General features: G+C 40.8%; 17 protein-coding genes. 6 read left to right on the forward strand and 11 right to left on the reverse strand.

Translation table 11 applies throughout. The features are described 5' to 3' along the window. Window positions 1-44: 44 nt before the first annotated feature. Complete coding sequence (locus LGZ99_RS10670) at window positions 45-902, forward strand: fructosamine kinase family protein (RefSeq protein WP_021324217.1); 858 nt, start codon at window positions 45-47, stop codon at window positions 900-902. A 54-nt stretch (window positions 903-956) separates the two neighbouring features. On the opposite strand, the gene LGZ99_RS10675 is transcribed toward LGZ99_RS10670, so the two are convergent. Further along, a complete protein-coding gene (locus LGZ99_RS10675) occupies window positions 957-1499 on the reverse strand; it encodes a YniB family protein (RefSeq protein ID WP_021324218.1) in 543 nt (180 codons plus the stop codon). Between the two features lie 183 nt (window positions 1500-1682). Here LGZ99_RS10675 and hxpB point away from each other — a divergent pair, with 183 nt between their 5' ends. From hxpB to LGZ99_RS10690, 3 genes are all read left to right on the forward strand, one after another. Further along, window positions 1683-2348: a hexitol phosphatase HxpB gene (gene hxpB / locus LGZ99_RS10680; protein ID WP_036837993.1), complete on the forward strand. Its 666-nt coding sequence runs from the start codon at window positions 1683-1685 to the stop codon at window positions 2346-2348. A gap of 224 nt (window positions 2349-2572) precedes the next feature. After that, window positions 2573-3121 carry a metal-dependent hydrolase gene (locus LGZ99_RS10685; RefSeq protein WP_021324220.1) on the forward strand — a complete coding sequence of 183 codons (549 nt, stop codon included), beginning with the start codon at window positions 2573-2575 and terminating at the stop codon, window positions 3119-3121. 207 nt (window positions 3122-3328) lie between these two features. Next, window positions 3329-4720, forward strand: coding sequence for an L-cystine transporter (locus tag LGZ99_RS10690; RefSeq protein ID WP_036837991.1), 1392 nt, complete (start codon window positions 3329-3331; stop codon window positions 4718-4720). 72 nt (window positions 4721-4792) lie between these two features. Here LGZ99_RS10690 and htpX read toward each other — a convergent pair whose 3' ends face one another. From htpX to LGZ99_RS10710, 4 genes are all read right to left on the reverse strand, one after another. Next, window positions 4793-5680 (reverse strand): protease HtpX, encoded by an 888-nt coding sequence (gene htpX / locus LGZ99_RS10695; protein WP_021324222.1) that lies wholly within the window; start codon window positions 5678-5680, stop codon window positions 4793-4795. 346 nt (window positions 5681-6026) lie between these two features. Continuing rightward, on the reverse strand, window positions 6027-8078 hold the full coding sequence (gene prc / locus LGZ99_RS10700; protein ID WP_023044043.1) for a carboxy terminal-processing peptidase: 2052 nt from the start codon (window positions 8076-8078) through the stop codon (window positions 6027-6029). Window positions 8079-8097: 19 nt separating this feature from the next. Continuing rightward, a complete protein-coding gene (gene proQ, locus LGZ99_RS10705) occupies window positions 8098-8799 on the reverse strand; it encodes an RNA chaperone ProQ (protein WP_023044044.1) in 702 nt (233 codons plus the stop codon). A gap of 95 nt (window positions 8800-8894) precedes the next feature. Continuing rightward, window positions 8895-9392, reverse strand: a complete 498-nt coding sequence (locus tag LGZ99_RS10710; RefSeq protein ID WP_023044045.1) for a free L-methionine (R)-S-oxide reductase MsrC — start codon at window positions 9390-9392, stop codon at window positions 8895-8897. Window positions 9393-10056: 664 nt separating this feature from the next. Here LGZ99_RS10710 and LGZ99_RS10715 point away from each other — a divergent pair. Continuing rightward, window positions 10057-10299: a DUF1480 family protein gene (locus LGZ99_RS10715; protein ID WP_021324225.1), complete on the forward strand. Its 243-nt coding sequence runs from the start codon at window positions 10057-10059 to the stop codon at window positions 10297-10299. 202 nt (window positions 10300-10501) lie between these two features. Here LGZ99_RS10715 and LGZ99_RS10720 read toward each other — a convergent pair whose 3' ends face one another. The 4 genes from LGZ99_RS10720 to ftnA form a co-directional block, all read right to left on the reverse strand. After that, a complete protein-coding gene (locus tag LGZ99_RS10720) occupies window positions 10502-10843 on the reverse strand; it encodes a YebY family protein (RefSeq protein ID WP_023044046.1) in 342 nt (113 codons plus the stop codon). Between the two features lie 163 nt (window positions 10844-11006). Beyond that, a complete protein-coding gene (copD, locus tag LGZ99_RS10725; RefSeq protein WP_036837990.1) occupies window positions 11007-11900 on the reverse strand; it encodes a copper homeostasis membrane protein CopD in 894 nt (297 codons plus the stop codon). A 2-nt stretch (window positions 11901-11902) separates the two neighbouring features. Then, window positions 11903-12289: a CopC domain-containing protein YobA gene (yobA, locus tag LGZ99_RS10730; protein ID WP_036837988.1), complete on the reverse strand. Its 387-nt coding sequence runs from the start codon at window positions 12287-12289 to the stop codon at window positions 11903-11905. Between the two features lie 195 nt (window positions 12290-12484). Continuing rightward, entirely contained in the window at window positions 12485-12988 is a 504-nt protein-coding gene (gene ftnA, locus LGZ99_RS10735) for a non-heme ferritin (RefSeq protein WP_021324229.1), read from the reverse strand. Between the two features lie 328 nt (window positions 12989-13316). On the opposite strand from ftnA, the gene LGZ99_RS10740 reads away from it, so the two are divergent. Further along, window positions 13317-13547: a DNA polymerase III subunit theta gene (locus tag LGZ99_RS10740; protein ID WP_021324230.1), complete on the forward strand. Its 231-nt coding sequence runs from the start codon at window positions 13317-13319 to the stop codon at window positions 13545-13547. Between the two features lie 48 nt (window positions 13548-13595). Here LGZ99_RS10740 and pip read toward each other — a convergent pair whose 3' ends face one another. Both pip and yebF read right to left on the reverse strand, forming a co-directional pair. After that, window positions 13596-14549 (reverse strand): prolyl aminopeptidase, encoded by a 954-nt coding sequence (gene pip / locus LGZ99_RS10745; RefSeq protein WP_021324231.1) that lies wholly within the window; start codon window positions 14547-14549, stop codon window positions 13596-13598. 73 nt (window positions 14550-14622) lie between these two features. After that, window positions 14623-14997: a protein YebF gene (gene yebF, locus LGZ99_RS10750; protein WP_021324232.1), complete on the reverse strand. Its 375-nt coding sequence runs from the start codon at window positions 14995-14997 to the stop codon at window positions 14623-14625. Window positions 14998-15086: the final 89 nt, after the last annotated feature.

The raw sequence follows: 15086 nt of genomic DNA on the forward strand, positions 1-15086 counted from the left end.
TATAATTGTTCATAAAAGTGATTGACGATTTAGAGAGGTGAACCATGTGGCAGGCAGTAAATCGTTTGCTAAATGAATATTTCGGTGCTGCCGAAATTCACGATAAAACTGCGTTAACTGGAGGCGATATCCATCAAGCCTGGCAAGTCATTCATGGCGAACGGCAAGTTTTTGTCAAATCAAATCTGAAGGAAATGCTCCCGGTCTTCAAAGCAGAATCTGAACAACTTGAACTACTGGCACGCAGTCAAACTATTCGTGTCCCAGCGGTTTATGGTGTTGGCTGTGATCGAGACTACAGTTTTCTGTTACTTGAATTTCTGCCTTTAAAATCTTTTAACCCACACAATGCTTATTGTTTCGGTCAACAATTGGCAAAACTTCATCAGTGGAGTGAGCAACCCCAATTCGGCTTTGATTTTGACAATATGCTGGCAACAACACCACAACCAAACGGTTGGCAACGACGTTGGCATCAGTTTTATGCAGAGAAACGAATTGGTTGGCAATTACAGATTGCAGCAGAAAAAGGCATGATATTTGGTGATATTGATAATATTGTTCGGGTCATAAGTAACAAGCTTCAACATCACCAACCACAGCCCTCTCTCTTACATGGCGATCTTTGGCCTGCTAATTGCGCTTCTCTGGATGATCACGCCGTTGCTTTCGATCCTGCTTGTTATTGGGGAGATCGTGAGTGTGATTTTGCTATGCTACCGTTGTACCCTAATCTACCAATGCAAATTTTTGATGGTTATCAGAGTGTGTGGCCACTGCCTGCCAATTTTATTGATCGACAACCTGTATATCAGCTCTATTATTTGCTTAACCGTTGTAATCTGTTTGGTAGTGATAATTTTATTGCGGCGCAAGATATTATCGATGACATTATGCAATGAAGAAACAACGGGCTGCGGAAACACTTCATTCCGCAGCCATCACCGCCAGAAGATTTACCAGCCTAAAATTCCCAGCAGAAAATAAAAAATTGCACCGATAATTACCGGTGAAACATATAAAATATAAATCTGACTAAACAATGTATGGTGCGGAAGTTTGATTCTTGATTCAATCTGTTCTCTTGTCAGGCCACCATTGTCTTTGACCTTTTCAATAATCAACTGATCTTCAATATTTTCACGTACAAATTTTACTTGTCTATACATACGCTGGCCTGATGCATTCATAGCAAGACCGACAAAAATAAGAAAATAAATAATCAGAAAGCTCATATTTTCCCCAGTGAAACCAGCCAAACGAACAGGAGTTGGCGAATTTTTCCAGAAAAAATCCAAAAATGACGTATTAAAGCGCACCATTTCAGCCATCATTTTCAGAAAGTCATCTAAAACAGCATTAATGCCACTACCTTTAATACCATGCAACCAGGCAAGATTGATCACAGAAACGATGGTCGATAAGAGTGCCGGAATAAAAATCACCCAACCTAAAACTCGCTTAATAATAGCAATGTATCCGGCTTTTTGGTAAGTCATGATACCTCTCATAGCAGTAAATAGATTTTATTTTTGGCTAATCATAGCCCATCAATGATTAAATTTAACTTTATATTTAATTAACTAAGCATTTCTTACCCTGTTCCCCACAAGAAAAAGATTTCATCTGCCGAGATTGCTACAATCAGTTCTCGCTAACTGTCTGACCTGTGGGAGATACTCATGTCTTTTCATTTACCAATAAAAGCAGTCATTTTTGATATGGACGGTTTACTGATTGACTCTGAACCATATTGGACCCAAGGAGAAAAAGAAGTATTCAGTGAATTAGGTCTGGATTTATCTTTAGCAAAGACACTACCAGATACTCTTGGGTTGCGTATTGACCATGTTGTGGAGCTCTGGTACCAAGCTTCTCCGTGGCAAGGCGCATCAAAATCAGAAGTGGAACAGCGGATTATTGATCATGTTATCAGACAGGTAAAAGAAAACCGTCCCCTGCTCCCAGGCGCCGAATATGCTTTAAACCTTTGCCGTGAACAAGGGCTGAAAATCGGGCTGGCCTCAGCTTCTCCACAATATATGTTGGAACAAGTACTTGAGATGTTCAACTTGAGTCATTATTTTGATACTGTCGTTTCTGCTGCCAAATTACCCAACAGTAAACCCCATCCCGAAGTTTATTTGCTCGCTGCTGAACAACTGAGTGTTTCCCCCATAAGTTGTGTGACCCTGGAAGATTCATTTAATGGAATGATAGCGACAAAAGCAGCAAGAATGCGTTCAATCGTTGTTCCAACAGCCCATCATTTTGATGATCTACGTTGGACATTAGCAGATATTAAACTACGCTCACTTGAACAATTAAGTGTAACAGATATCATCTGACCATAACTTTAGCTGCCATTATCTGTTTAAATGGCAGTTTCTAATTGCTCACATAGCCGCCGTAGCGTTTATTCCTTATTCTGTCAAATGAAAATCTGATAAAATATTAACTTTATATATTAATAAATAAGATATTTTTGCTTTTCACCCCCTATCTTACCCGCATAAAACCCACTATACTTCGCCAACTGTATGGATAGACAGTTATCAGTCAGAGGAATTATATGACCGCTGAAGGGCATCTTTTATTTTCAGTTGCCAGTATTATTATGGCGCACAAACTTGAAATAACACCAGAAATAGCCAATGGTGACTGGTTGCACATGCTACCAGGCGTGCTACTTACTGCATTGTTACCAGATATAGATCACCCAAATTCAACCCTGGGGAGATTATTCAGATTTATCTCCATTCCAATTGCCAAACTATGTGGCCATAGAGGGTTTACTCACAGTTTACTTGCTCTTGCATTAGGTATCGCTTTACTTTGGCTCAAAATACCAGAAGAGTGGCCTGTACCAACCGATTTTTTCCATGCCATGATTGTTGGCTATCTAAGTCATCTGGTAGCGGATATGCTGACTCCCGCTGGCGTACCACTGTTATGGCCAATAAAAATACGTTTCTGCCTGCCTGTACTTGGCAAACAAGGAAATAAGAAAGCAGAAAGATTTATTTCTGCCTTACTGATTGTCATTGCCGTTTTTCTGCCAGAACATATTGATTACTCTATACTTATTTATATAGATTACATCAAAAAACTGTGTTTTTAATAACCTTTGAAAATATTTTTAATGTTATAATCGCGTAAAAATCAATCTTAATTGCCATGATTATTATATCAAATTCGATTTAATTATAAGAGCCGATAACCTTAGCTGGTACCATATTCTCAATTACTTGCTGTAGGGTATAAGTTTATAACTTAACTCGATTAATACAGCTTAACTCCCTCAATAATTAAAATCTGGAGTTTGTGGATGAACTTACCATTAATTCTGAATGTGCTCGTTTTCGCAGCACTGCTTTTGCTGTTGTCAAAAGCCAGCTCACACCAATGGAGTCTGTCAAAAAAGGTTCTTTTCGGCCTCGCCATTGGCGTTATTTTTGGTCTGGCGCTACAACTGACTTATGGAGCTGATAATGCCACACTAAAAGAATCAATCTTATGGTTCAATATTGTAGGTAACGGCTATGTACAACTTCTGCAAATGGTGATTATGCCGCTGGTATTTGCCTCTATTCTAAGCGCTGTTGCCAGATTGCATAAAGCATCTTCTCTAGGAAAAATCAGTTTTCTGACCATCGGCAGCCTGTTGTTCACTACAATGATCGCAGCGCTGATCGGTATCATTATTACTAACCTATTCGGCCTGACTGCTGAAGGTCTGGTGCAAGGAACCCAAGAAACAGCACGCCTGTCGGCTATCGAGAACAACTACATAGGCAAAATCTCTGATTTGTCTGTGCCGCAGTTAATTTTATCTTTTATTCCTAAAAACCCATTTGCTGATTTAGCCGGCACCAATCCAACATCTGTTATCAGTGTTGTTATTTTTGCGACCTTCCTGGGGATTGCTGCACTACAAATGCTGAAAGATGACCGCGAACGTGGTGAACGTGTATTAGCCGCTATCGATATTATGCAAGCATGGGCAATGAAACTGGTTCGCCTGGTTATGCGCCTGACACCATACGGTGTTATGGCTCTGATGACCAAAGTTGTCGCCAACTCCAATATCCACGAAATTGCGAAACTGGGCAGCTTTGTTATCGCATCCTACATTGCACTGGCGCTGGTGTTTGTTGCTCACGGGTTTCTGCTCTCTCTCACTGGTATCAATCCACTTAAATTTTTCAAAAAAATCTGGCCGGTATTGACCTTTGCATTCACTAGCCGTTCAAGTGCAGCCAGTATCCCACTGAATGTTGAAACCCAGACACGCCGTATCGGTGTACCGGAATCTATCGCCAGTTTCTCAGCATCTTTCGGCTCAACAATTGGTCAGAATGGTTGCGCCGGGATTTATCCTGCCATGCTGGCAGTCATGGTTGCGCCGACAGTAGGCATAAACCCATTTGATCCTGTATGGATTGCAACGCTGGTTGGTATTGTGACTATCAGCTCCGCGGGCGTTGCTGGTGTGGGCGGCGGCGCCACATTTGCCGCACTGATTGTCTTACCCGCAATGGGATTACCTGTAACGCTAATTGCACTGTTGATTTCTGTTGAGCCTCTTATTGATATGGGCCGTACCGCGCTGAATGTGAGTGGTTCAATGACCGCCGGTACAATTACCAGCCAGTTAATGGGGCAAACTGATAAAACCACCTTCAATCAGGAAGAAGAAGTTCAGTTAAATCAGCTATGATTTGAATTTCAAAAATCATAAAAAAAGCCGAAGAATACATCATTCTTCGGCTTTTTTATTTTATTCGCAATATTATTTATTCAAGTACTGCCCACTACGTAGAGCTTCAATACGTTTGTCTAATGGTGGGTGAGACAGAAACAGCTCACTGAACGTCTTGGATTTACCATTAATACAGAATGCCATCATACTGCCCTCTTCCTGCGGCTCATAACTGGTTTTCAGACGCTGCAAAGCAGCAATCATCTTCTCACGGCCTACCAACTTAGCGGATCCCGCATCTGCATGGAATTCGCGGTAACGGGAGAACCACATGGTGATAATACTTGCCAGAATACCGAATACGATTTCCAGCACCATTGAAACAACCATGTAAACGATCGGGTTACCAGAAGAGTTACCCTCTTCTTCTTCATTATTACCAGACAGAAAACCTGATACAGCCTGAGCCAACAGACGGGAAATGAAGATAACGAAGGTATTGACTATCCCTTGCAGCAAAGTCATCGTCACCATATCACCGTTAGCGATATGACTAATCTCATGGGCAATAACAGCTTCCGCTTCTGCCCTACTCATATTATCCAACAGGCCAGTACTAACAGCGACCAGAGAAGCATTACGACGAGCGCCGGTAGCAAAGGCATTAATGTCAGGTGCAGCATAAATCGCAACCTGTGGCATCGTAATATTGACCTGTTCCGCCTGACGGCGAACAGTTTCAACTAACCAATGTTCAACTTCATTTGCTGGCTGTTCAATAACCTGACCACCAACAGAACGCAAGGCCATCCATTTGGACATCAGCAGGGAAATAAACGACCCACCGAAACCGAACAGACCAGCCATAATCATTAAACCTTGTACGCTACTTCCCTGAATTCCTGTCAGAGAAAGTATTATCCCGAACACCAACATAACAGCAAGGTTAGTGAGGAGGAACAAAGCAATTCGCATCATAAAAACCGGCTTCCTTTATTAATAATCAATGCACTTTCAGAGTTAATCTATAAATAAGGCTGTTCTTGCTATATTCAAGGCTTTGAACTCTTCAAGCGATAAAATCAACACAACTTTACAAAATTATAAAAAACCGGTACCAGCCTAACACCAATTGGTTAAGCAAAATACTCCGATACCCGGTAACACAGAGAAAATGTGAAACAGTTCATCCTTCCTGAAGAAAAGGGAGAACACTTCAAAAAGCACCGTTTATATGGAGACTAAAAGCCCAATACACCGTCCACTCAAAACATCTCAAGTGAACGGGTATTAGACATCGTTAACGGGCTACTTAAAAATGACTCTACTTAGATTTAGCTAATATTTTCTCAGCAGGTTGGTGCGCCAAATCAAGTGCAATTTTCACTGATTCATCAAGATAGGGATCCGGACCCTGATAATCTTTAGGTAAATCATCCAGTGAGGTTAACAGTTTTTTACCCTCGCGCTTAAAGCGATCATTAATCCGGTTCAGTTTTAAAGCATCATCTTCTTTGTTCTCTTTCTCTCTTTGTGCATAGTTAAGAGAAACAATGTTCTTATGCTCTTTCATTGCCTTATAGTGCGCAATGTCCTCATTGATATATTTGAACTCTGGATCATCCGCGATGCGGGTAGTATGAGCCACATTCAACTGCGGAATTAACCCTGCAATAACTTTAGAGCCGGTATAACGGGCAGGAGGAACGCTATCCCAAGGCAAAGCATTATCTTCAAAACTTTCCCCTGTTTCTGCCGGATCAACCCCCGTTGGCATCACAATATCAGGTGTAACACCTTTACGCTGGGTGCTACCGCCATTCACACGATAGAATTTCTGAATTGTATATTGAACAGAACCCAGTGATGGCCAATCAGGACGCATCATTTGATCGTAAATTCGACTCAAAGAACGATATTGCTGAACCGTACCTTTACCAAACGTAGGCTCACCAACAATCAGCGCCCGCCCATAATCCTGCATTGCCGCGGCAAAAATCTCAGAAGCGGAAGCACTAAACCGGTCTACCAGGACAACCAAAGGCCCTTTATAGTACACCATTTCATCAGTATCGGAATCCTGGCGGATTTTCCCGTTATTATCCCTGACTTGCACAACCGGGCCACTTGGGAGAAACAGGCCAGACAAAGAAACTGCTTCTGTCAGTGCACCACCCCCATTACTACGCAGATCAATAACAATGGCACTGACATGCTGTTTAGTCAGTTTTTGTAATTGAGTTTTAACATTATCAGTCAAGCCAACATAAAAACCTGGGACATCAAGAACGCCCACTTTTTCCTTACCAATTGTCTTGACTGACATCTTCACTGCCCGATCTTCCAGACGGATCTGTTCACGAGTCAAAGTGATAGTACGTGGTTTTGCCCCTTTGGTATCAGAAATAACCTCAAGCCGTACTTTACTGCCTTTAGGGCCTTTAATCAGTGCAACCACATCATCCAGACGCCAGCCAATAATATCCACCATGGACTTCCCTGACTGAGCGACGCCGATAATCTTATCACCCACTTTTAACGCTTTGCTCTTGGCGGCAGGTCCACCGGCAACCATAGAATTTATGACGGTATAATCATCATCTATCTGTAAAACAGCACCTATCCCTTCCAGGGAAAGACTCATCTCTGAGTTAAACTGTTCAGTATTGCGTGGTGAAAGATAATTGGTATGAGGATCAATTTCACGGGCAAACGCCGTCATAATCAATTGGAAAACATCTTCACTCTGACTTTGTGTTAGGCGTTTTAACGCAGACTGATAGCGCTTGGTCAGCACTTGTTTAATTTCTTTATCGTCTTTGCCAGTGAGTTTGAGATTGAGCCAATCATATTTAACTTTAGCATCCCAAAGTTTATTTAACTCTTCGATATTCTGCGGCCAAGGGGCTTTGGAACGATCAACATCAATTGTATCGTTACCACCAAAATTCATTGGCTGCTCAAGACGAGATAAAGCGTATTGATATCGCTCAAAGCGGCGTTTTTGCAACAAATTAAACAGGTCATACGGGATTTCCAGATTCCCACTCTCCAATTCCTTGCCTAACAACTTTTTCCTATCAGCATACTGAGCTACATCTGACGCCAGTAATATATTATGGCTGTAGTCCAGTATATTAAGGTAGCGGTCAAATATTTTTGCTGAAAAATCACCATTTAAACCAAATTGACGATAATGAGAGCGAGTGAAGCGGGATGTAACCCGCTCGCTCACTGTTGAGTGCTGAGGCTCTTGCTTCAATACAGGCAGTTGTTCAATACGAACAGGAACAGCCGCTGGACTGTTTGTATTTGCATAACAAGTACCAAAAATTGAAACGCCTAAGACAAAAGCCAGTCTGACGAATGTGTTCATGCCCAGGTTGGCCTCCGTATCAGAACTGTAAATGTTCTGCGCGTACAATCATCGCTAAACCGGAAGACAATTGTACCCGTACACCGTCTTTGGCGATTTCAAGCACAGAAGCATCCATCGAGCTTTTACCCACTCTTACTTTAATTTCCTGACCAATTTTCAGCGATGAAACATCGGTGCTCTGAGTCGGTACAAGTTGAGCAGGTTTAGCCGCCGGTTTACGTGCTTGCTGAGGGCGATTTTGTTGGCGTGGCTGCCGTTTTTCCCCTTCAGTATTATTGGCACGACGACGAGGAGCTGGCTTTTTGGCTACAGGCCGTTCATTTTTTTCACCGGCAGCCGCATTTTCAGCTTCACGTTTTTTAGCTCTTTGTTCTGCACGCTGTGCCTGAACCCGTGCTTTGGCTTCAGTCAGTTGCTGGAGAGCGTGTTCAATGTGTTCCGCTTCCAGTTCACCGCATGAATTACCATCAAGGTCAACACGCTGCGCGCCCTCTTTAACACCATACAGGTAACGCCAACTTGATGTATACAGACGCAAGGCAGAGCGCAATTGTGTTTTACTTAAACACTCTTCGTCCTGGATACGTTCAACGATATCCTGAAAAATACCGATCTTTAAAGGACGAGCTTCACCTTCGGCTACGAAACAGAGCGGGAAACGCTCAGCTAAAAAAGCAATAATTTCTTTACTACTATTCAACTTAGGTTGATTTTCCATGAAATTTCCTGATTACAACGGTTTTGCCAACCAGCATAGGCATGAACTGGCGTCATTATAATAGCGTTGCTGATAAATGCCACGTTATCCATATGTTAAGTTACATTCAATTCAACATATTTCGGCGCAACGCACTGTTCTAAATGAGCACAAAGCCCATCAATAAGGACTTGTAAGCCAAATTCGTCTTTTTCGTCGAACCTATTAAAAATCGTGCTATCAATATCCAATACACCAATGATTCTATCGTTTACGATTAATGGCAACACAATTTCAGCGTTACTGGCAGCATCACAAGCAATATGACCGGGGAATGCATGAACATCATCAACACGCTGAATACGCTTTTCTGATACAGCAGTTCCACATACCCCCTTGCCAACAGGTATTCTCACACAGGCAACTTTTCCCTGAAATGGTCCCAGAACCAACGTATCACCATCAATCAGGTAAAAACCGACCCAGTTAACGTCATGCAAGCGTTCATACAACAATGCACTGGCATTAGCGAACGTCGCTATTAAGTCAAACTCACCAGACAACAGAGCTTTTAAGTCCGCTGCAAGCTCCCGATAGAACTCATTTTTATTCATATTGACCTATCCGATGAAATTTACAAAACGCATCTCTATTTTTTATATCAAAAAAATATCAAATGCCCATAACAATAAGGTTAACAGCCTGTCACACTGACGTAAATTTTTTACTGTCTTTAATAAGATATTCTTTATTATATTTATTGAGCATAGGTAAAGGCTAGTGAGATGTCACACCTCTTACCAAAACATTAAAAATGTGCAGCCAGTATGAATATGATTCACTGTAAGCGTCTCAATGCCCTCACGCAATAAAAATCAGACTGAATTATTCCACAATTATAAAGATCAATTATCTGATAACCGTACCAATCATTAGTTTCTTTCATTTTAGAGTTAACGCTTCATGAAGTAAAAAACAAAACATCCAAACAATTTATCCGTAGAATTATTGCACTACCACTTTATCATTGATACTTTCAGCTCCTACGACCACACCAAATAAATATTTCCTACTAGATGTGGAAAAGGTCAAAGAATAGCGAAGATGAAAAAAGCAATATGACAAAACTAAGTTTTAGAACAGATAATTATAACAGCAATATCATCTACCGATAATACAGCATGGAAAATATTATTACTGGCATTCTCAGTCATTTGATCTATTCTCAAATGATGGCCTTACTGGTCGTACCTGTTAACTAAAAGTTAAGGAGCCATCATGAATCAGACAAAGTTAAGAATTTCCAGCTACGAAATCGATGATGCTATTCTGTCTTCACCTACCGAAGAAGACGACACGACCATTAGCATCCCTTGTAATTCTGACCGCGAGCTTTGTATGCAGTTAGATGGGTGGGATGAACATACCAGTATTCCCGCCTTACTAAACGATAAGCACATTCTGCTATACAGGAAACATTATGACAGACAAAAACATGCATGGGTTATGAGGGTGGTCTGATGTCCAAAAAACTTTTGACAAAAAAAGGCCGAGTTGACTCCTCTACTCGGCCTAGGGAAAATGGCTCTTAAAGAGCCGTGCGCTAAAAGTGTCATTGAGACGTAAACAACTTACAGTTTAAAGCGTAGCTGACATATGGCATTTTACCAACTTTTTGGATAATAAATAGCCAAACATCATGCTACCGCTTAACTCAATGGCATTATTTTTTATCACACAATGCTAAAGCTGCTTGCTGGAATGGCTCTATACTCATTTTTTGAGCCGGATTTTCGCTATCATTCAATAGAATAATATCCAAAGACTTCGCATTCACTTTCCCTATCCTCATCATCTCTGTGGCTATATCATTCAATGGATATTGCACTAACGTACTTGGATTAATCACAAACAGAGCCTGATTTGCTCTGCAATCCAACATCACTTCTTCCCGTGTAAATGCCCATTTATTACCAAACTGTAGCTTACTCACCGTTTCAATAGGTGCAGCAATACTTTGAAAAGAGAGAGAAAACAAGGGAAATAATAAAAATAAACGTTTCATAATAGTTACCAATGTAGATATAAGAACGAGAAAAGCAGATTCATTCTTACGCACTACCTGTACACTCCGATTTCTGCACGCAGTCCGTATTCACTCTATAATTCTATTGTCAGAAACAGACTGCACCAATATCCCCTACTGCAACAGGGGTAAATTAAGAAAATCAAACCGGCTGGTAAGTCGCGAAAACAGCAACACATAATAAAGCCAGCGCTCCAAGCATAATTTCAACCCAACTATTGATAACTAACAATTGATAGCGGCCGGGTTGCCTCAATTTAGGCACCAGAATATAGCGATTAATTAATGCAAGTACCACCATACCCGCCACCAGTGCTATCTTTATCCATAGCATTGATTGATATTCACTGCCGCTATATTCCGGCCAATCAGGGAGCAAAATCAAGCTACTTATGGTGCCTGTAACAATAATAAGAATTACTGCAATATGACCATACGCGGAAAAACGCATCATAGAAATCATGATCTGTCCATCCAGCCCTACAGCCAATTCATTTTGTATACGCCAAAATTGCAGGCACAACAAAAATGGCCATAATCCACCAAACCAATATCCAACACTCAATAAGTGAATTACCTGATTAATCTGATGAAAAACACCTGTTATCCCATCATGTATTACCGAATGGCCGATAAAAGCATGACAAGACAGTAAAATGGCAGAGATGATTAACATCGTAATATTTCTGGTTTTTGGGTTATTGATAAACAATAACCCTGTAGCAACGATTGAAGCCAGTATTTGCCATTGCCAAACTTTGCCAAAAGTTGTTCCCAGTACTGCCAGCCAGATTTCCAGATTATAAGTATCTTGCCAACCATCCGCCATTATCCCCGCTTGCATCGCCAACCAGCCAATTGCCGTTATGAGTGCCACAATCGTACTGATAATTACCCCCAAACGGAGACGGGTATCAATCAGAACAGATAAACGATCGGGAACCAGCATGGCAGTAAATATGCTGAAGCCAAACATCAACATGACTGCCACGAAATGAGTGAAGCGACAAAGGGTATACAGCGCGGCCAGAGACATAATTACTTAACTGTAAAGCTATAGACGCCTTTAGTCTTATGCCCATCAACAGAGACTACGCTCCAGTCAACATCATATTTACCCGCCACCAGCTTATCTTCGACTGGAAGAATAAGTTTTGTATTGGTTGCCGGATCAAGCTTCAATTTACCCGTCTTTATAAGTTGATTTTCCGGACCAGTCACTTTTACTTTACTGAAATTCAGCTCAATACCTTCTGAAAAACTCAAAGTAATTATCTGTGGTGTATTTTCTACTGTCGTATCTTCTGCTGGAATTTGTTCTGTTAAATGCGCATGGGCCAAAGCTTGTTGGCAAGACATGCCGACAAAAAGAACCACTAAAGCAGATAACTTTCGGCAAAAAGAGTGAATTTTGCTGATAGCCATAAATGACCTCTTAATTTTCAGATGAATTTCTATAAATTGGTATCATCTTATATCAAAAGGATTATTTTATCCGCGATAACTTACAATGAGAATTTCGTCTTGTGAACTATCGCGCAAAAATAAAGGAAAACCGCAGTATTAGCCTTAAATATCCAAAGCTATTGTCGACTACTGCGGTTAATTCATCCCATGCAGTCAGACAGGATTTGCAGCAGCCAGACTTTTCAGATCCTTATCCAGGAAGAAGAGCGCCTTACCATCCTCACCAACCATATCCAGTTTATCAAGGATAGATTTGAATAATTTCTCTTCTTCGTGCTGTTCTGCTACATACCATTGCAGGAAGTTAAAAGTAGAATAATCCTGCGCAGTTATCGCCAAATGGGCAAGTTTATTAATTTCAGCAGTAATAAATTTCTCATGCTCATAAGTTCTCTTCAGTACATGGGATATGGATTCATAATCAGCCGAAGGCGCATCAATCTGTCCCAAACGTGGCATCGCACCAGTATCATTCAAATAATCAAACAAGCGATGCATATGCTGCATTTCTTCCTGAGAATGTGATTTAAAAAACGCGGCGGCGCCTGCTAACCCATTATCACTGCACCATGCACTCATTTGCAGATATAAATTCGCAGAATAGAACTCCAGATTCATCTGCTCATTTAATTTATTGACCATTTCTTGATTTAACATAATAGGCACTCCAGTTATTAATTTACCTGTATTATGCCAACTATATTAAAATAATAAAACCCAACAAGCAAAAATAAATTAAATACATGCATTACATTGAAATATAAATATATTTTCAAAAAACACAAACAGAAATGAATCTCATTTAATATATTTAAATGAAAATGAATTTTATTTACAAAATAACATCCACTCAGAGATTTTTATATTTAATGATAATGAATATTATTTATATTTATAAAATAATCAATTCAGCCCTTGCCAGAAAAGCGAGTCTGGATTAACTTTATCACTTTGTGAATTCGGGTTTCAATTCAGCGAGACACTTATGGGACATAATCTGGCCGGGCTTTCTCCAGAAAGTATGGATAAAGTCAATGTTGATTTGGCGGCATCGGGGGTAGCTTTTAAAGAACGTTACAATATGCCGGTACTTCCTGACACAGTCGAACAGGAACAACCCACGCACCTTAGGGAGTATTTTCAACAACGTTTGGTGCATTATCGCCAGTTATCCAAACAATTTTCCCGTTTACCTTACGAGCCCAAAGGCCGCTGACATCCATTGAGAATTGATAACCACCGGATAACCGGTGGTTATATCAAGTTATTGTTCTGCAAACTTATCCGTTGCACTAATCAAATGATGTAAAATACCCGGCTCATCAAATGAGTGTCCTGCTCCTTCAATGATGTGTAATTCTGCTTCCGGCCATGCTTGCGCTAAATCCCAAGCATTTTGCACCCGGCAAGCCATATCATATCGGCCATGAATGATGACTGCCGGAATATTCCTTATAACGTCAATGTTATTCAGCAGTTGCTGATCGTCATTCATAAACCCCTCATTGATAAAATAGTGGTTCTCAATTCGGGCAAACGCCAAGGCAAACTCATCTTCTGCGAAAGATTCCGCACTATCTGAAGGAAGCAATGTTACCGTCTCTCCTTCCCATAAACTCCAGAGACGAGCGGCTTCTAATTGAACCTGACGATCATCACTGGTCAGCCGCTTATTATATGCTCCGATAATATCCTTTCGCTCTTCTTCCGACAAAATAGATATTGTTCGTTGCCATTTGTCGGGGAAAAAATTAGAAGCGCCATCCTGATAATACCAGTGCAACTCTTGCGGCCTCAGCAAAAAAATTCCCCGAAGAATTAATTCAGAAACTCGCTGAGGGTGAGCCTGGGCATAAATTAAAGATAAAGTAGCACCCCATGAGCCCCCAAATACCAGCCATTTTTCCACCCCCATTAATTGACGCAAACACTCAATATCTTCAACTAAATGCCAAGTAGTATTATTTTCCAGACTGGCATGAGGTTTTGAACGCCCACAGCCACGCTGATCAAATAACATGACATGATATTTCTTAAGGTCAAATAGCCGACGATGATAACAGGCAATACCACCGCCCGGTCCACCATGAATAAATACCGCAGGCTTACCGTTAGGATTACCACATAATTCCCAATAGATTTGATGACCATCACCGGTGTCCAAATAACCAGAACGGTAAGCTTCACAGGCCGGATATAATTTTTTCAATTCTGACATAACATTTCCTTTACTGGCTAACACCAAATCTGGTGTCCATCTAATGACGGGTAGAGATAACTATCAGAAAATGTTATTTCAACTCACTATAGCTAATCGTATTTTGCTGACAATCAACAACAACACGGTAATCTTTGTCACGCTTAGAACCACGAACAGTAAGGGGAATGTTTAATATAGCTTTATCACCAGTGATATTTTCCTCATTTACCCACGCCACAGGTGTCGATGTCCCCAACTGCTTTTTATCTTCTGACCAACGGTTGATACGGTTTTGCAGAAAATCACGTTTTACCTGAGCGGCAATTTGCGACTTGGTTAAATTATCGCAAGAGACAAATTTATCAACACGTTTGCCCTCTGACACAGCAGATGCTGCGAATGAGACAGTGAGCAAAAGTGCAGCACCTGATAGGCCAATGCTATTAATGATATGACATGCTTTCATACTACCTCCTGTTAATATCTCAAAATAAGAGATTAAATATGGAGCTAACCTAACATGCCAGGTAAAATAAATGTATGATTATTGTTAAA

Origin of the sequence: Photorhabdus temperata, from assembly GCF_025384845.1 — a bacterium.
In the GTDB taxonomy this organism is placed as follows: domain Bacteria; phylum Pseudomonadota; class Gammaproteobacteria; order Enterobacterales; family Enterobacteriaceae; genus Photorhabdus; species Photorhabdus temperata.